The sequence below is a fragment of the Streptomyces sp. NPDC030245 genome (genome assembly GCF_055572995.1).
This window is the reverse complement of the sequence record NZ_JBVICF010000019.1, coordinates 61,257-74,206: the sequence shown is the minus strand read 5'-3', so window position 1 is coordinate 74,206 and position 12,950 is coordinate 61,257. Positions and strand designations below refer to the sequence as shown.

Annotated in this window: 16 protein-coding genes; 5 read left to right on the top strand and 11 right to left on the bottom strand. The window is 72.6% G+C overall.

Going from position 1 to position 12,950, the window contains the following annotated elements:
* Positions 1–22 precede the first annotated feature (22 nt).
* From ACZ4Z4_RS37130 to ACZ4Z4_RS37120, 3 genes are read right to left on the bottom strand one after another with little or no spacing between them, the layout of a single operon-like run.
* Positions 23–1,036, bottom strand: coding sequence for a methionine synthase (locus ACZ4Z4_RS37130; protein ID WP_468337890.1), 1,014 nt, complete (start codon positions 1,034–1,036; stop codon positions 23–25).
* Positions 1,033–1,722: an SDR family oxidoreductase gene (locus ACZ4Z4_RS37125; RefSeq protein ID WP_468337887.1), complete on the bottom strand. Its 690-nt coding sequence runs from the start codon at positions 1,720–1,722 to the stop codon at positions 1,033–1,035. The genes ACZ4Z4_RS37130 and ACZ4Z4_RS37125 overlap by 4 nt, the downstream gene beginning before the upstream one ends.
* A 16-nt stretch (positions 1,723–1,738) precedes the next feature.
* On the bottom strand, positions 1,739–2,284 hold the full coding sequence (locus ACZ4Z4_RS37120; protein ID WP_468337884.1) for an LOG family protein: 546 nt from the start codon (positions 2,282–2,284) through the stop codon (positions 1,739–1,741).
* Positions 2,285–2,345: 61 nt separating this feature from the next.
* Between ACZ4Z4_RS37120 and ACZ4Z4_RS37115 the strand changes: the two genes are divergently transcribed.
* On the top strand, positions 2,346–2,678 hold the full coding sequence (locus tag ACZ4Z4_RS37115; RefSeq protein ID WP_468337881.1) for a DUF427 domain-containing protein: 333 nt from the start codon (positions 2,346–2,348) through the stop codon (positions 2,676–2,678).
* Here ACZ4Z4_RS37115 and ACZ4Z4_RS37110 read toward each other — a convergent pair.
* Positions 2,662–3,648 (bottom strand): GlxA family transcriptional regulator, encoded by a 987-nt coding sequence (locus ACZ4Z4_RS37110; RefSeq protein ID WP_468337879.1) that lies wholly within the window; start codon positions 3,646–3,648, stop codon positions 2,662–2,664. The two genes, ACZ4Z4_RS37115 and ACZ4Z4_RS37110, sit on opposite strands and share 17 nt — an antisense overlap.
* Before the next feature lie 114 nt (positions 3,649–3,762).
* On the opposite strand from ACZ4Z4_RS37110, the gene ACZ4Z4_RS37105 reads away from it, so the two are divergent.
* Positions 3,763–4,698: an NADP-dependent oxidoreductase gene (locus tag ACZ4Z4_RS37105; protein ID WP_468338033.1), complete on the top strand. Its 936-nt coding sequence runs from the start codon at positions 3,763–3,765 to the stop codon at positions 4,696–4,698.
* Positions 4,699–4,719: 21 nt separating this feature from the next.
* On the opposite strand, the gene mnmA is transcribed toward ACZ4Z4_RS37105, so the two are convergent.
* On the bottom strand, positions 4,720–5,865 hold the full coding sequence (gene mnmA / locus ACZ4Z4_RS37100) for a tRNA 2-thiouridine(34) synthase MnmA (protein WP_468337876.1): 1,146 nt from the start codon (positions 5,863–5,865) through the stop codon (positions 4,720–4,722).
* A gap of 61 nt (positions 5,866–5,926) precedes the next feature.
* Here mnmA and ACZ4Z4_RS37095 point away from each other — a divergent pair, with 61 nt between their 5' ends.
* Positions 5,927–6,616, top strand: a complete 690-nt coding sequence (locus tag ACZ4Z4_RS37095; RefSeq protein WP_468337873.1) for an N-acetylmuramoyl-L-alanine amidase — start codon at positions 5,927–5,929, stop codon at positions 6,614–6,616.
* Positions 6,617–6,634: 18 nt separating this feature from the next.
* Here the strand turns inward: ACZ4Z4_RS37095 and ACZ4Z4_RS37090 are convergent, their stop codons facing one another.
* The 3 genes from ACZ4Z4_RS37090 to ACZ4Z4_RS37080 all read right to left on the bottom strand — a co-directional run bounded on the left by ACZ4Z4_RS37090 (position 6,635) and on the right by ACZ4Z4_RS37080 (position 8,388).
* Positions 6,635–7,804 (bottom strand): cysteine desulfurase family protein, encoded by a 1,170-nt coding sequence (locus tag ACZ4Z4_RS37090; RefSeq protein ID WP_468337870.1) that lies wholly within the window; start codon positions 7,802–7,804, stop codon positions 6,635–6,637.
* Between the two features lie 75 nt (positions 7,805–7,879).
* Positions 7,880–8,191 carry a hypothetical protein gene (locus ACZ4Z4_RS37085; protein WP_468337868.1) on the bottom strand — a complete coding sequence of 104 codons (312 nt, stop codon included), beginning with the start codon at positions 8,189–8,191 and terminating at the stop codon, positions 7,880–7,882.
* Positions 8,192–8,235: 44 nt separating this feature from the next.
* Positions 8,236–8,388, bottom strand: coding sequence for a hypothetical protein (locus tag ACZ4Z4_RS37080; RefSeq protein ID WP_468337865.1), 153 nt, complete (start codon positions 8,386–8,388; stop codon positions 8,236–8,238).
* 111 nt (positions 8,389–8,499) lie between these two features.
* Here ACZ4Z4_RS37080 and ACZ4Z4_RS37075 point away from each other — a divergent pair, with 111 nt between their 5' ends.
* Entirely contained in the window at positions 8,500–9,141 is a 642-nt protein-coding gene (locus ACZ4Z4_RS37075; RefSeq protein WP_468337862.1) for a TetR family transcriptional regulator, read from the top strand.
* Positions 9,142–9,162: 21 nt separating this feature from the next.
* On the top strand, positions 9,163–10,011 hold the full coding sequence (locus tag ACZ4Z4_RS37070) for an alpha/beta fold hydrolase (protein ID WP_468337859.1): 849 nt from the start codon (positions 9,163–9,165) through the stop codon (positions 10,009–10,011).
* Here ACZ4Z4_RS37070 and ACZ4Z4_RS37065 read toward each other — a convergent pair.
* From ACZ4Z4_RS37065 to ACZ4Z4_RS37055, 3 genes are all read right to left on the bottom strand, one after another.
* Positions 10,008–10,877, bottom strand: a complete 870-nt coding sequence (locus tag ACZ4Z4_RS37065) for a thioesterase family protein (protein WP_468337857.1) — start codon at positions 10,875–10,877, stop codon at positions 10,008–10,010. The two genes, ACZ4Z4_RS37070 and ACZ4Z4_RS37065, sit on opposite strands and share 4 nt — an antisense overlap.
* 85 nt (positions 10,878–10,962) lie before the next feature.
* Positions 10,963–11,637 (bottom strand): trimeric intracellular cation channel family protein, encoded by a 675-nt coding sequence (locus ACZ4Z4_RS37060; RefSeq protein ID WP_468337854.1) that lies wholly within the window; start codon positions 11,635–11,637, stop codon positions 10,963–10,965.
* Positions 11,638–11,743: 106 nt separating this feature from the next.
* Complete coding sequence (locus ACZ4Z4_RS37055; protein WP_468337851.1) at positions 11,744–12,946, bottom strand: ABC transporter ATP-binding protein; 1,203 nt, start codon at positions 12,944–12,946, stop codon at positions 11,744–11,746.
* Positions 12,947–12,950 lie beyond the last annotated feature (4 nt).

The following is a 12,950-nucleotide window of genomic DNA, read 5'->3' as shown; positions in this document are numbered from 1 at the left end:
CCTCCCGTTACGTCATACCCAATTACTCAGGGTTGTCCGCGAGCGATCGCGCCGCTCTGGCGCAGTGGGCGAGCACCTCGCGTGCGTACGCGGGAGACGCACCCGCGAGTCCGCACGACGGAGTGACCACGACCGACTCCGCGAGCGATCCCGGATTCAGCCCCAGCCTGCGCCAGAACGTCCTGACACCCATGACGCTACCGGCAGGGTCCGACAATCGGCCGTCCACGCCCGGCACGACACCGGCGAAGAGCTTCGTGCCGCCCTCGACCGCCTCGCCGATCGCCTCGTCGTCACGCTCGGTGAGCAAGGAGAAATCGAACGAGATCGCGTCGGCCCCGGCGCGGCGGAGCAGCGCGAAGGGCACGTCGGGCGCGCAGGAGTGGACGACCGCGGCGCCTTCGCCCCGGACGGCGAGGACGTCCCGCAGCGTGCTCTCGACGACCTGCCGGTCCACGGCGCGGTGCGTGCGGTACTCGCTGGCGGTCTTGACCTGCCCGCGCAGCACGGCGATGAGCGAGGGCTCGTCGAGCTGGAGGACGACCTGTGCGCCGGGCACCCTGCGGCGCACGTCCGCGAGGTGCCCGCGCAGGCCTTCGGCGAGGGATCCGGCGAGGTCGCGGCAGGCGCCGGGGTCGGAGAGCGCGGCCTCGCCGTTCCTGAGCTCCAGGGCGGCGGCGAGCGTCCACGGGCCGACGGCCTGGACCTTCAGCGGGCCCTGGTACCCCTGGGTGAACTCCTCCAGGGCGTCGAGGTCCTCGCCGAGCCAGGCCCTGGCGCGGCGGGTGTCCCGGCCGGGGCGGTCGCCGACGCGCCAGCCGCTGGGCTCCACGCGCGCGTACAGGTCGACGAGGAGCCCGGCGGTGCGGCCGATCATGTCGGCGCCGGGGCCGCGCGCGGGCAGCTCGGGAAGGTACGGGATGCCCTGTTCGGGGCCCTCGAAGCTGCCGGTGACGGTCTTCGCCGCCTCGCGGGCGTCCCCGCCGGGCATTGATCCGATGCCGGTGGCGGGGCCCCAGGTGAAGGTGTCGCTCATCGTCCCGGCCGCACCGTCAGGTCGTTGACCTCCGCGTCGCGCGGCAGGTCCAGGGCCATGAGGATCGTCGTGGCGACCGACTCGGGGTCGATGAAGCGCGACGGGTCGTACTCCTTGCCCTCCTGCTGGTGGACCTTGACCTGCATGGCGCTCGCCGTGCGGCCGGGGTAGACGGAGGTGACCCGGACGCCGTTGCCGTGCTCCTCCTGGCGCAGGGAGTCCGCGAGGGCCTTCAGGCCGTGCTTGGACGCCGCGTACGCGGACCAGTCGGCGTGGGCGTTGAGCCCGGCGCCCGAGTTGACGAAGACCACGTGTCCCTGGGCGAGCCGGAGCTGGGGCAGGAAGTGGCGGGTCAATTCGGCGGGGGCGATGAGGTTGACGTTGAGCTGGTGGCGCCACGTCTTGGGAGTGAGCTCGCCGACCGGGCCGAGGTCGACGACGCCCGCGATGTGCAGCAGGGAGTCGACACGGGAGGGCAGCGACTGGTGGCCGAAGGCCCAGGACAGCTTGTCGGGGTCGGAGAGGTCTCCGACGAGCGTGCTCGCGCCGGGAAACTCGGCGGCGAGCTCCTTGGCGCGGCCCGCGTCGCGTGCGTGCAGGACGAGGTCGTCGCCGCGTGCGTGGAGGCGGCGGGCGACGGCCGCGCCGATGCCGGAGCCCGCCCCGGTGATCACATGTGTAGCCATACCCGCCATGCTCGCATCACTGGGTGCCGAAGGATTCCTCCAGGTAGGCCAGGGCACCGACGGGCTCCTCCGCGAAGAAGACGAGGTCGGTCAGCGGGAGGGGCAGGAAGCCCTCGTCCTCCATGCGGCGGAACTGCTCCTTGAGGCCGTCGTAGAACCCGGCGGAGTTCAGCAGCACCACCGGCTTGGTGTGCTTGCCGTGCTTCTTCAGCTCCAGGATCTCGGTGGCCTCGTCGAGCGTGCCGGTGCCGCCCACCATGATCACGATCGCGTCGGCCTTCTCCAGGAGGAGCGCCTTGCGCTCGGCGAGGTCGCGCGCGATGACCATCTCGTGGGGCTCGACGACCTGCCGGGCCTTGGCCGCGAGGAAGTCGACGGAGACGCCGACGAGCCGCCCGCCCGCCTCGTGCACGCCGTCCGCCACGACCTTCATCAGGCCGCTCTCGGAGCCGCCCCACACCAGCGTGTGGCCGCCCTTGCCGAGCAGTTCGGCGAAGGCGCGGGCCGGGCGGGTGTAGCGGTCGTCGAGGTCGGCGGCGGAGAGGAAGACGCAGATGTTCATGCGCCCACGGTACGTTCCGTCCCTGAAGGCATCCGCAGAGCATCCCTCGAGGAGGCACGTCGTGACCAACGGACACCGGATCACCGTCGAGCAGGGCACGGACCACGTGCGCGTGGTGCGTGACGGGCAGGTCGTGGCGGAGAGCAGCCGCCCCCTGCTGCTGCGCGAGACGGGCTGCCCCGTGCGCCACTACCTCCCTCCGGAGGACGTGCGCACGGACCTGCTGACCCCGTCGGAGACCACCACGTACTGCCCGTTCAAGGGCACGGCCGCCTACTGGTCGCTGCCGGGCGCGCCGGACACGGTGTGGGCGTACCGAGAGCCGAAGGAGGCCGTGGCGCAGATCAAAGACCACTTCTGCTTCTACGAGGCGGAGGTCACGAAGCAGCCGTGAACGTCCGCCGGTAGGCGGCCGGCGAGACACCGAGCACGGAACGCATGTGCTGGCGCAGGGAGTTGCCGGTGCCGAACCCGGACCGGTGGGCCACCACGTCCACGGGCAGGTCGCTGGACTCCAGGAGCTGCCGGGCGAGTTCGATGCGCTGGGCGGTCAGCCAGCGGCCGGGGGGCATGCCGGTCTCCTCCTGGAAGCGGCGCGTGAAGGTCCGCAGGCTCATGCGCGCGTGGGCGGCGAGTTCACCCAGGGGCAGCGGCTCCTGGAGCCGTTCGAGGGCCCACGCACGCGTGGCGGCCGTCGTGGCGAGCGTGGGCTCCGGGACGGGCCGCTCGATGTACTGCGCCTGCCCGCCGTCGCGCCAGGGCGGTACGACGCAGACGCGGGCGACATGGTTGGCGACGGCGGCGCCGTGGTCGCGGCGCACGAGGTGGAGGCAGAGGTCGATGCCGGCCGCGACGCCCGCCGCGGTGAGCACGTCGCCGTCGTCCACGAAGAGCACGTCCGCGTCGACCTTGATCCTCGGGAAGGAGCGCTGGAAGTCGCGGGCGACGTGCCAGTGCGTCGTCGCGGGCCGCCCGTCGAGGAGGCCGACGGCGGCGAGGACGTACGAGGCGTTGCAGAAGGACACGATGCGGGTGCCCGGCCTGATCCGCCGCAGGGCGGCGGCCACCGGCTCCGGCAGGGCCTCGCCGTCCATCCCGTGGTCGAAGCGGCGGGTCGGCGTGATCACCACGGTGTCGGCCCGCTCCAGGGCCTCGGGGCCGTGCTCGGCCGCCACCGTGAACCCGGAGTCGGTGCGCACCGGGGCGCCGTCCACCGTGCAGACCACGACGTCGTAGAGCGGTGTGCGCCCGGGGCCCTCGGCGACGCCGAAGACCCGGGACGGAATGCCCAGCTCGAAGGCGTACACGCCGTCCAGGGCGAGGACGGCCACGCGATGTGCACCCCTTGTGCCGTTTAGCTCCATGGCCGAATCCTGTCACATGATGACCAAACTGCCAGCACTGTCCGCGGCCGCACCGCCGCACGCTGGGTCCCGCAAGCCCTTCTTGAAGAAGGAAGAAAGCGGAAGACCATGAAGATGCGTGCTGTCAGCCCCCGCGCCTGGGGCGCCCCCGAGAACCTCGTCCCCGTGGAGGTCGACCGCCCCGAGCCGGGACTGACCGAGATCCTGGTCCGGGTGCACGCGGCGGGCGTCAACCCGATCGACTGGAAGACCCGCGCCGAGGGCGCCTTCGGCACCTGGGGCGACACCCCGATCCTCGGCTACGACGTGTCGGGCGTCGTGGAGGAAGTGGGCCCCGGAGTGACCCTCTACCAGCCCGGCGACGCCGTCTTCGGCATGCCCCGCTTCCCCGAACAGACGGGCGGTTACGCCGAGTTCGTCGCGGCGCCCGCCCGGCGCTTCGCGCCCAAGCCCGCGGGCATCGGCCACGTGGAGGCGGCCGCGCTGCCCCTCGCCGCGCTCACCGCCTGGCAGGGCCTGATCGAGACGGCCGGGCTGCGCGCCGGACAGCGGGTTCTGATCCACGCGGCCGCCGGCGGCGTGGGGCACCTCGCCGTACAGATCGCCAAGGCGCACGGCGCGTACGTGATCGGCACCGCGCGCGAGGAGAAGCACGCCTTCCTGCGCGGCCTCGGCGCGGACGAAGTCGTCGACTACGCGCGCGCGGACTTCACCGAGGCGGTGCGCGACGTGGACGTCGTCCTCGACGGCGTGGGCGGCGCGTACGGGGCGCGGTCCCTGGAGATCATCCGCCCCGGCGGCCACCTGGTCACGCTGCCCGACCCGGGCGGCCTCCCGGACCCGGCGCGGGCGGCGGAGCTCGGCGTGCACACGGGCTGGACGATCGTCGAGCCGGACCGCCACGGCCTGCTGGAGATCGCTCGCCTGGTCGACGAGGGGAAGCTCCGCGTGGAAATCGACACGGTCGTCCCCCTGGAGGACGCGGCGAAGGCCCACGCGCGCGGCGAACAGGGCCGCACCCAGGGCAAGATCGTCCTCCAGGTCGCGTAAGGGACCCACAGGCCCCAGGGCCTAGGCGGCCGCCGTCACCCGCTCCGTCGTCGCGATCGTCGCCGAGCCCACCACGCGCGTGCCGTCGTACAGCACGATCGCCTGGCCGGGCGCGACGCCGCGTACGGGCTCGTCGAAGGAGACGCGCAGCTCCCCTTCGACCAGCTCGGCGGTGACGGGGGTCTCGTCGCCGTGGGCCCGCAGCTGTGCCGTGTAGGTGCCGGGGCCGGTGGGGGCCGCTCCGCACCAGCGGGGCTTGATGGCCGTCAGGGCCGTGACGTCCAGGGCGGCGGCCGGGCCGACCGTCACGGTGTTGTTCACCGGGGAGATGTCCAGGACGTAGCGCGGCTTGCCGTCGGGGGCTGGGGTGCCGATGCGCAGGCCCTTGCGCTGGCCGATGGTGTAGCCGTACGCCCCCTCGTGGGTGCCGAGGACCTGGCCGGCCTGGTCCACGATGTCGCCCTCGGCCTTGCCGAGGCGGGAGGCGAGGAAGCCCTGGGTGTCGCCGTCGGCGATGAAGCAGATGTCGTGGCTGTCGGGCTTCTTGGCGACGGCCAGGCCGCGCTCCTCGGCCTCCGCGCGGATCTCTTCCTTGGTGGTGACCGTGTCACCCAGGGGGAACATCGCGTGGGCGAGCTGCTTGTCGTCCAGGACCCCGAGGACGTAGCTCTGGTCCTTGGCCATGTCCGAGGCCCGGTGCAGCTCGCGCGTGCCGTCCTCGCGGACGATCACCTTGGCGTAGTGCCCGGTGACGACCGCGTCGAAGCCGAGGGCGAGCGCCTTGTCGAGGAGCGCGGCGAACTTGATCTTCTCGTTGCAGCGCAGGCACGGGTTCGGGGTGCGGCCCGCCTCGTACTCGGCGATGAAGTCCTCGACCACGTCCTCGCGGAACCGCTCGGCGAGGTCCCACACGTAGAACGGGATGCCGATGACGTCCGCGGCGCGGCGGGCGTCGCGCGAGTCCTCGATGGTGCAGCAGCCCCGCGCGCCCGTGCGGAACGACTGCGGATTCGCCGAGAGCGCGAGGTGCACTCCGGTCACGTCGTGCCCCGCTTCGGCGGCGCGGGCGGCGGCGACGGCGGAGTCCACACCGCCGGACATGGCGGCCAGGACACGGAGGGGGCGCTGGGCACGCTGCGGGGTCTGCGGGGTCTCGGTCAAAGTCATAGCCCTAACAGAGTACGGGGCGACGGGAACCGGACGCCCCCGAGTAAGCGTTGACGATCACATGGGGGAAGCGGAGCAGAAGAAGCCGGGGCGCCGGGGAATCGACCGGCGCACCCTGCTGATCGGCGGCGCCGCGGCGGCCGCCGGCACCGCCGTGCTCGCCGGGGACGAGCTCGGTCGGCTGTGGTGGCGGCTGCCCGGCGTGGTCAAGAAGCGCAAGGAGGGCGAGGTCGACACCCCGGGCGCGCAGTGGATAGCCGCATCGGACTACAACTGGCGCCGCGCGGACCGCCCCGACGACTACGAGATCGACCGCGTCGTCATCCACGTCGTCCAGGGCGGGTACCAGACGGCGCTGCGGGTCTTCAAGGACCCGGGCCACGGCGCCGCCGCGCACTATGTGGTGCGCAAGGACGGGCACATCGCGCAGATGATCCGCGAGCTGGACGTGGCGTTCCACGCGGGCAACAGGAGCTACAACGAACGCAGCATCGGCATCGAGCACGAAGGCTTCGTCGACAAGAAGTCGTCGTTCACCGCGCCGATGTACGCGGCGTCGGCGCGGCTCACCGCCGGGATCTGCCGGCGGTACGACATCCCGGTGGACCGCGAGCACATCATGGGCCACGTGGAGGTGCCGGGCACGGACCACACGGACCCGGGGCCGCACTGGGACTGGGACCGGTATCTGCGCCTGGTGCGGACCGAGCGGGACAGGCCGGAGAGACCGAAGGCGGAGAAGAAGGCCTAGCCCGGCCGAGGGCAGGGCCTAGCTCAGGCCCGCCGTCCGCGCCCGCTCCACCGCCGGGCCGATCGCCGCCGCCACCGCGTCGACGTCCGCCTTCGTGGAGGTGTGGCCGAGCGAGAAGCGCAGGGTCCCGCGGGCCAGGTCGGGGTCGGTGCCGGTGGCGAGCAGGACATGGCTGGGCTGCGCGATGCCCGCCGTGCACGCGGAGCCGGTGGAGCACTCGATGCCCTGTGCGTCCAGGAGCAGCAGGAGGGAGTCGCCCTCGCAGCCGGGGAAGGTGAAGTGCGCGTTGGCGGGGAGCCGGCCGCCGGGGGCCGGGTCGCCGCCGAGGATCACCTCGGGGACCTGCGCGCGGACGGCGGCCACCAGGTCGTCGCGGAGCGCGCCGATCTCGGCGGCGAACCGCTCGCGGCCCGCCGCGGCGTGCTCGCCCGCGACGGCGAACGCGGCGATGGCGGGCACGTCCAGCGTCCCGGAGCGCACATGCCGCTCCTGGCCGCCGCCGTGCAGGACGGGCACGGGGCTGTACTCGCGGCCGAGCAGCAGCGCGCCGATGCCGTAGGGGCCGCCGATCTTGTGGCTGGACACGGTCATCGCGGCGAGGCCGGACGCGGCGAAGTCGACGGGGAGCTGGCCGTAGGCCTGGACGGCGTCGGCGTGCAGCGGGATGCCGAACTCGTGGGCGACGTCGGCCAGTTCGCGGATCGGCTGGACGGTGCCGATCTCGTTGTTGGCCCACATGACGGTGGCCAGGGCGACGTCGTCGGGGTCGCGCTCGATGGCCTCGCGCAGCGCGTCGGGGTGCACGCGGCCGTGCCGGTCGACGGGCAGGTACTCGACGGTGGCGCCCTCGTGCTCGCCGAGCCAGTGCACGGCGTCGAGGACGGCGTGGTGCTCGACAGGGCTGGACAGAATGCGGGTGCGGGCCGGTTCCGCGTCGCGGCGGGCCCAGTACAGGCCCTTCACGGCGAGGTTGTCGGCCTCGGTGCCGCCGGAGGTGAAGACGGTCTCGCTGGGCCGGGCGCCGAGTGACTCGGCGAGCGTCTCGCGGGCCTCCTCGACGGTGCGTCGCGCTCGGCGCCCCGCCGCGTGCAGCGAGGAGGCGTTGCCGGTGACGGCGATCTGCGCGGTCATCGCCGCGATCGCCTCCGGGAGCATCGGAGTGGTCGCTGCGTGGTCGAGGTAGGCCATGGTGGGCACGATTCTACGAGCCGCGCGCCGTCCTCCGCCCCGGCGGTATCAGCCTGCGAGACCCCGGGACGACTGTCAGCCCGCGAGACCCCAGGACACGGTGTCGTCCGCGGCGACGAGCGCGGCGAGCACGACGAGGTCGGCCACGCCGAGGCCGAGTCCGAGCAGCGCGCGGCCCCTGCGGGCGGTGCCGCGCCACAGGGCGATGCTCGCGAGGACGATCGCGATGGGCCCGAGGAAGAGGTTCAGGACGAGCAGTCCGAGCAGGCCGAGGACGAAGGAGGCGACGGCCATGCCGTCGGTGTCCCGGCGTCCGACGGGACGGGGCTCCTCGGTGGGGGCCGGGGCCGTGCTCTCGGAACGGGCGCGGGTGGCGGTGCTTCCCATGGTGCGACTCCTGACAGGTGGAGGTGTCGTACGGAGAGGTGGGCTCAGCGGTGCCGCGCGTGGCGCTCGCGCAGGGCGAAGACCGCGAGCCACACGCCGATGACGGCGGCGGCGACGAGGGTGACCGGGAGCGGGGCGTGCGCCACGGAACCCATGGCGACACCCAGCAGCATCAGGGCGGCGACGATGAAGAGCACGGAGATCCCTCTCTCGTTCGGTGAACGCTTGTGGTTACAGTTGTTCACTGACTTGGAGAGTACTCCGTCTCCGGCTTTCAAAACTCGGAGAACAGTTGTTAACTGCATGGCATGAGTCACACCCCCGGCCACACCACCCTCGGCGTCCGGCAGGCCCAGAAGCAGAAGACCCGGCAGGCACTCCTGGACGCGGCGCTCCAGCTGCTGGACGAGCAGAGCCTCAGCAGCCTGGGCCTGCGCGAGGTCACCCGCGCCGTGGGCGTAGCCCCCACCGCCTTCTACCGGCACTTCCGCGACACCGCCGACCTGGGCGTGGCCCTGGTCGAAGAGGCACTCGGCAGCCTGCACACCACGCTGACCGCGATGCTGGCGGCGACCGGCGACGGTGAGGAGCGCATCGCGGGCACGGTCGAGTTGATAGCGGCGTATGTCCGCACGCACCCCGCGCACGTCCGCTTCATCGCCCGCGAGCGGCACGGCGGCGTGCGGGCGGTGCGGGACGCGATCGGCGCCCAACTGGCCCTGTTCGCCAGGGAGGTGGCGGAGCAGTTCGCCCAGGAGGAGCCGACGGCGGGGTGGACCGAGGACGATCTGCTGATGCTGGCCGGAATGTACGTCGACCACATGGTGATGACCGCGTCGGCGTTCCTGGACGCGGGGCCCGGCACGGCGGCGGAGACCGAGGTGGCGGACGTCGCCCGCAGACAGCTGCGGCTGGTGGGTCTCGGCCGCCGGCACTGGCACGACTCGTAAGGAGCAACTAGCCTTACGCTCATGACAGTTGCGCGGGACCACGACCTCTGGACGCTCGACCGGACCTTCGACAGCTCCAGCGGCGCCGTCCGCTGGGCGACCCTCGGCCCCGCCGACGCGCCGCCCGTCGTCCTCGTCCACGGCACGCCGTTCTCGTCGTACGTGTGGCGCGACGTCGCCCGCGCGCTGGCCGGCGGCCACCGTGTGTACGTGTGGGACCTGCCCGGGTACGGCGCGTCGGAGATGCGGGCCGGGCAGGACGTGTCGCTCGCCGCGCAGGGCCGGGTCCTCACCGAACTCCTCGGCCACTGGGGCCTGGACCGGCCCGCCGTCGTGGCGCACGACTTCGGCGGGTGCGTCGCCCTGCGGGCGCACCTGCTGCACGGCGCCCGCTACGAACGGCTCGCCCTCGTCGACCCGGTGGCGCTCGCCCCCTGGGGCTCCCCCACCTACCGGCTCCTCGGCGCGCACGCCGACGTGTTCGCCCAGCTGCCGCTCGGGCTGCACCGGGCGCTCGTCCGCGAGTACGTCGGCTCGGCCAGCGGGCGCGGGCTGCGTCCCGCCGTGCTCGACCGGCTCGTGGAGCCCTGGTGCACGGACGAGGGGCAGGCCGCCTTCTACCGGCAGATGGAGCAGAACGACCAGCGCTACACCGACGAGATCCAGGGCCGGTACGGCGAGCTGCGGCTGCCCGTGCTGATCTGCTGGGGCGCCCGGGACACCTGGATCCCCGCCGCCAAGGGCGAGGAGCTCGCGCGGCTCGTCCCCGGCGCCGAGCTGCGTCTGATCGAGGGCGCGGGGCACCTCGTCCAGGAGGACGCGCCCGCCGAGCTCACCGGCGAGCTGACGCGGTTCCTGTCCGGAGGCTAGCCGAGCCGCGCCCGCGCGAGCTGGCGCGACTGTGCCACCAGGCGGTCCTCGCTGTCCCAGACCTCGGCGTCCTCCTCCAGGAAGCCGCCCGCGAGGTTCCGCGTGGTGATCGAGACGCGCAGCGGGCCCGGGGCCGGGCGGTGGCGGACGTGGACCGTCAGCTCGACGGTCGGGACCCAGCCGGTGAGGCCCATCTCGAAGGCGGTCGGCGGCAGCGCGTCGACGGCGAGCAGCAGCGAGAGCGGGTCCGCGTCGCGGCCGTCCGCGAGCCCGAACCAGGCCCGCATCTCCCCCTTGCCGGACGGCTGCCCGAGCGCCCAGCCGAGCGTGGCGGGGTCGAGCTTGAGGAAGAGGCGGTCGGCGATGGCCGAGCTGCCGGGCACCGGGCGGTGGTCGGGCGCGTCCTGCGCGCCGAAGCACTGGTCGAGCGGCGGGATGGCGGGCGGCTCGGCCGTCGTGCGGACGTCGTCGGGGAGCGCGTCCAGGTCGCCGTACGAGGCGAGGACACGGATCCGCTCGACCTCGCGCCCCTCCTCGTCGTACTGGAAGAGCGAGGCCTGGCCGGTGGAGAGCGACCGGCCGGCGCGCACCACGTCCGTGCGGATCACGGCGGGGCCGGGGCTGGAGGCGGTGAGGTAGTGCGCCGAGACGGTGAACGGGTCGGCGTGCGGCAGGGCGTCCGCGAGCGCGCGGCCGACGACGGCGAGGAGATAGCCGCCGTTGACGGCGCTGATGATCGTCCAGCCCGCGGAGAGCTCCGTGTCGTAGACGCCGGGCTCCCGGCGGGTGACCGCCGTGTCGCGGTCGAACTCGCTGTCGCCGATGCGCGCGGGCACCGATGCGGGAAGTGATGCTGCCGTTGCCATGGCAGCAACGTACAACATCTAATTACTGAGCGGTAGCTTTTCTGGTGAGCCACTACCGGTCCGGTGGGCCACTACCGGTGGCCCGCTACGGCGTCTCCTGGACCTCCGCCTCGACCGCGGTGGAGCGGCGGTTCCAGGCGCGTGGCGCCCGCCAGTGGTACCGGATCGCCAGCAGCCGCAGGGTGAACGCCGTCACGGCGGCGAGGCCGCTGGTGAACGCCGTCAGCTGCTCGAAGTGGATGCACAGGGCCACCATCGTGGCGCCCACGATGGCGGGCACCGCGTACAGGTCGCGGTCCCAGCGGACCAGCGAGGGCACTTCGTTGGCGACGATGTCGCGCAGCACGCCGCCGCCCACCGCGGTCATCAGGCCGAGGGTCGCCGACGCGGTGAGCCCGAGGCCGTAGTCGTACGCCTTGGTCGTGCCCGCCACACAGAACAGGCCGAGGCCCGCCGCGTCGAAGACGTTCACCGCGAGCTGGGTGCGCTCGACCTCCGGATGCAGGAAGAAGACGAGCGCGGCCGCGAAGAGCGGGGTGATGAAGTAGCCGAGGTCGGTGAAGGCGGCCGGCGGGACCGCCCCGATGACCAGATCGCGGAAGAGGCCGCCGCCCAGCGCGGTGACCTCGGCGAGCACGGCGATACCGAAGACGTCGAAGTTCTTGCGCACGGCGAGCAGCGCGCCGGAGATCGCGAAGACGAAGATCCCCACGATGTCGAGCGCGTGCTGGACGGAGGGCGTGAACAGATCCTGGAGCACGCGCCATTCTTACCCGTGCCCGGCCGGGGCTCCGCGCCGCCTGTGCGATTGCTCCACGCACGAGGGGAGGGCACGCGCCACCGCGCATGCCCTCCCTTGCTCACGGCTACTTGTCGGCCGAGGCGTCCGAGTCGCTTGAGGAACCCGAGGCGCCCGCGTCGCCCGAGGTGCCCGCGTCGCCCGCGTCGGTCTTCTCCGCCGCCGCCGTCTCGTCCGCCTTGGTCGCCACCGAGACCACCTCGATCGCCTCCTTGGCCGCCGAGAGGAGCACGGTGTCCTGCGGCGCCTGGTCCTCCGCGTTCTCCGGGTGGTGGCACGCCACCTGGTGCCCGGTGGCGAGCGCGGTCAGCGGCGGCTCCTTCGTCTTGCAGATCTCCGTCGCCTTCCAGCACCGCGTGTGGAAGCGGCAGCCGCTCGGCGGGTCGATCGGCGAGGGGACGTCGCCGCGGAGCAGGATCCGCTCGCTCTTGACGCCGCGCCGCTTGGGGTCGGGCACCGGCACCGCGGAGAGCAGCGCCTTCGTGTACGGGTGCATCGGCGTGGAGTAGAGGTCGCCCCGGTCGGCCAGCTCCACGATCTTGCCGAGGTACATCACCGCGATGCGGTCCGAGACGTGCCGGATGACCGACAGGTCGTGCGCGATGATCACGTACGTGAGGCCGAGCTCCTCCTGGAGGTCGTCCAGGAGGTTGACCACCTGGGCCTGGATGGAGACGTCCAGGGCCGAGACCGGCTCGTCCGCCACGACCAGCTTCGGCCGCAGGGCGAGGGCCCGCGCGATGCCGATGCGCTGGCGCTGACCGCCGGAGAACTCGTGCGGGTAGCGGTTGTAGTGCTCGGGGTTGAGCCCCACGCGCTCCAGCATCTCCTGCACGGTCTTCTTCACCCCGCCCTCGGGCTTGACGCCCTGGAGCTTGAAGGGCGCGCCGACGATCGTGCCGATGGTGTGCCGCGGGTTCAGCGACGAGTACGGATCCTGGAAGATCATCTGCACGTCGCGGCGGAGCGGACGCATCCGGCCGGTGCCCAGGTGCGTGATGTCCGTGCCCTCGAACTCGACGCGGCCGCCGGTCGGTTCGAGCAGCCGCGTGATCAGCCGGCCCATCGTCGACTTGCCGCAGCCGGACTCGCCGACCACGCCGAGCGTTTCACCGGGGCGTACGTCGAAGGTCAGCCCGTCGACCGCCTGCACCGCCGCCACCTGGCGCTGGAGCAGCCCCTTCTTGATCGGGAAGTGCTTCACCAGGCCGTCGACCTTGAGCAGCGGCTCGGCCGAGGACGAACCCTCCGGCTGCGTCGAAGTCGTCATCTCC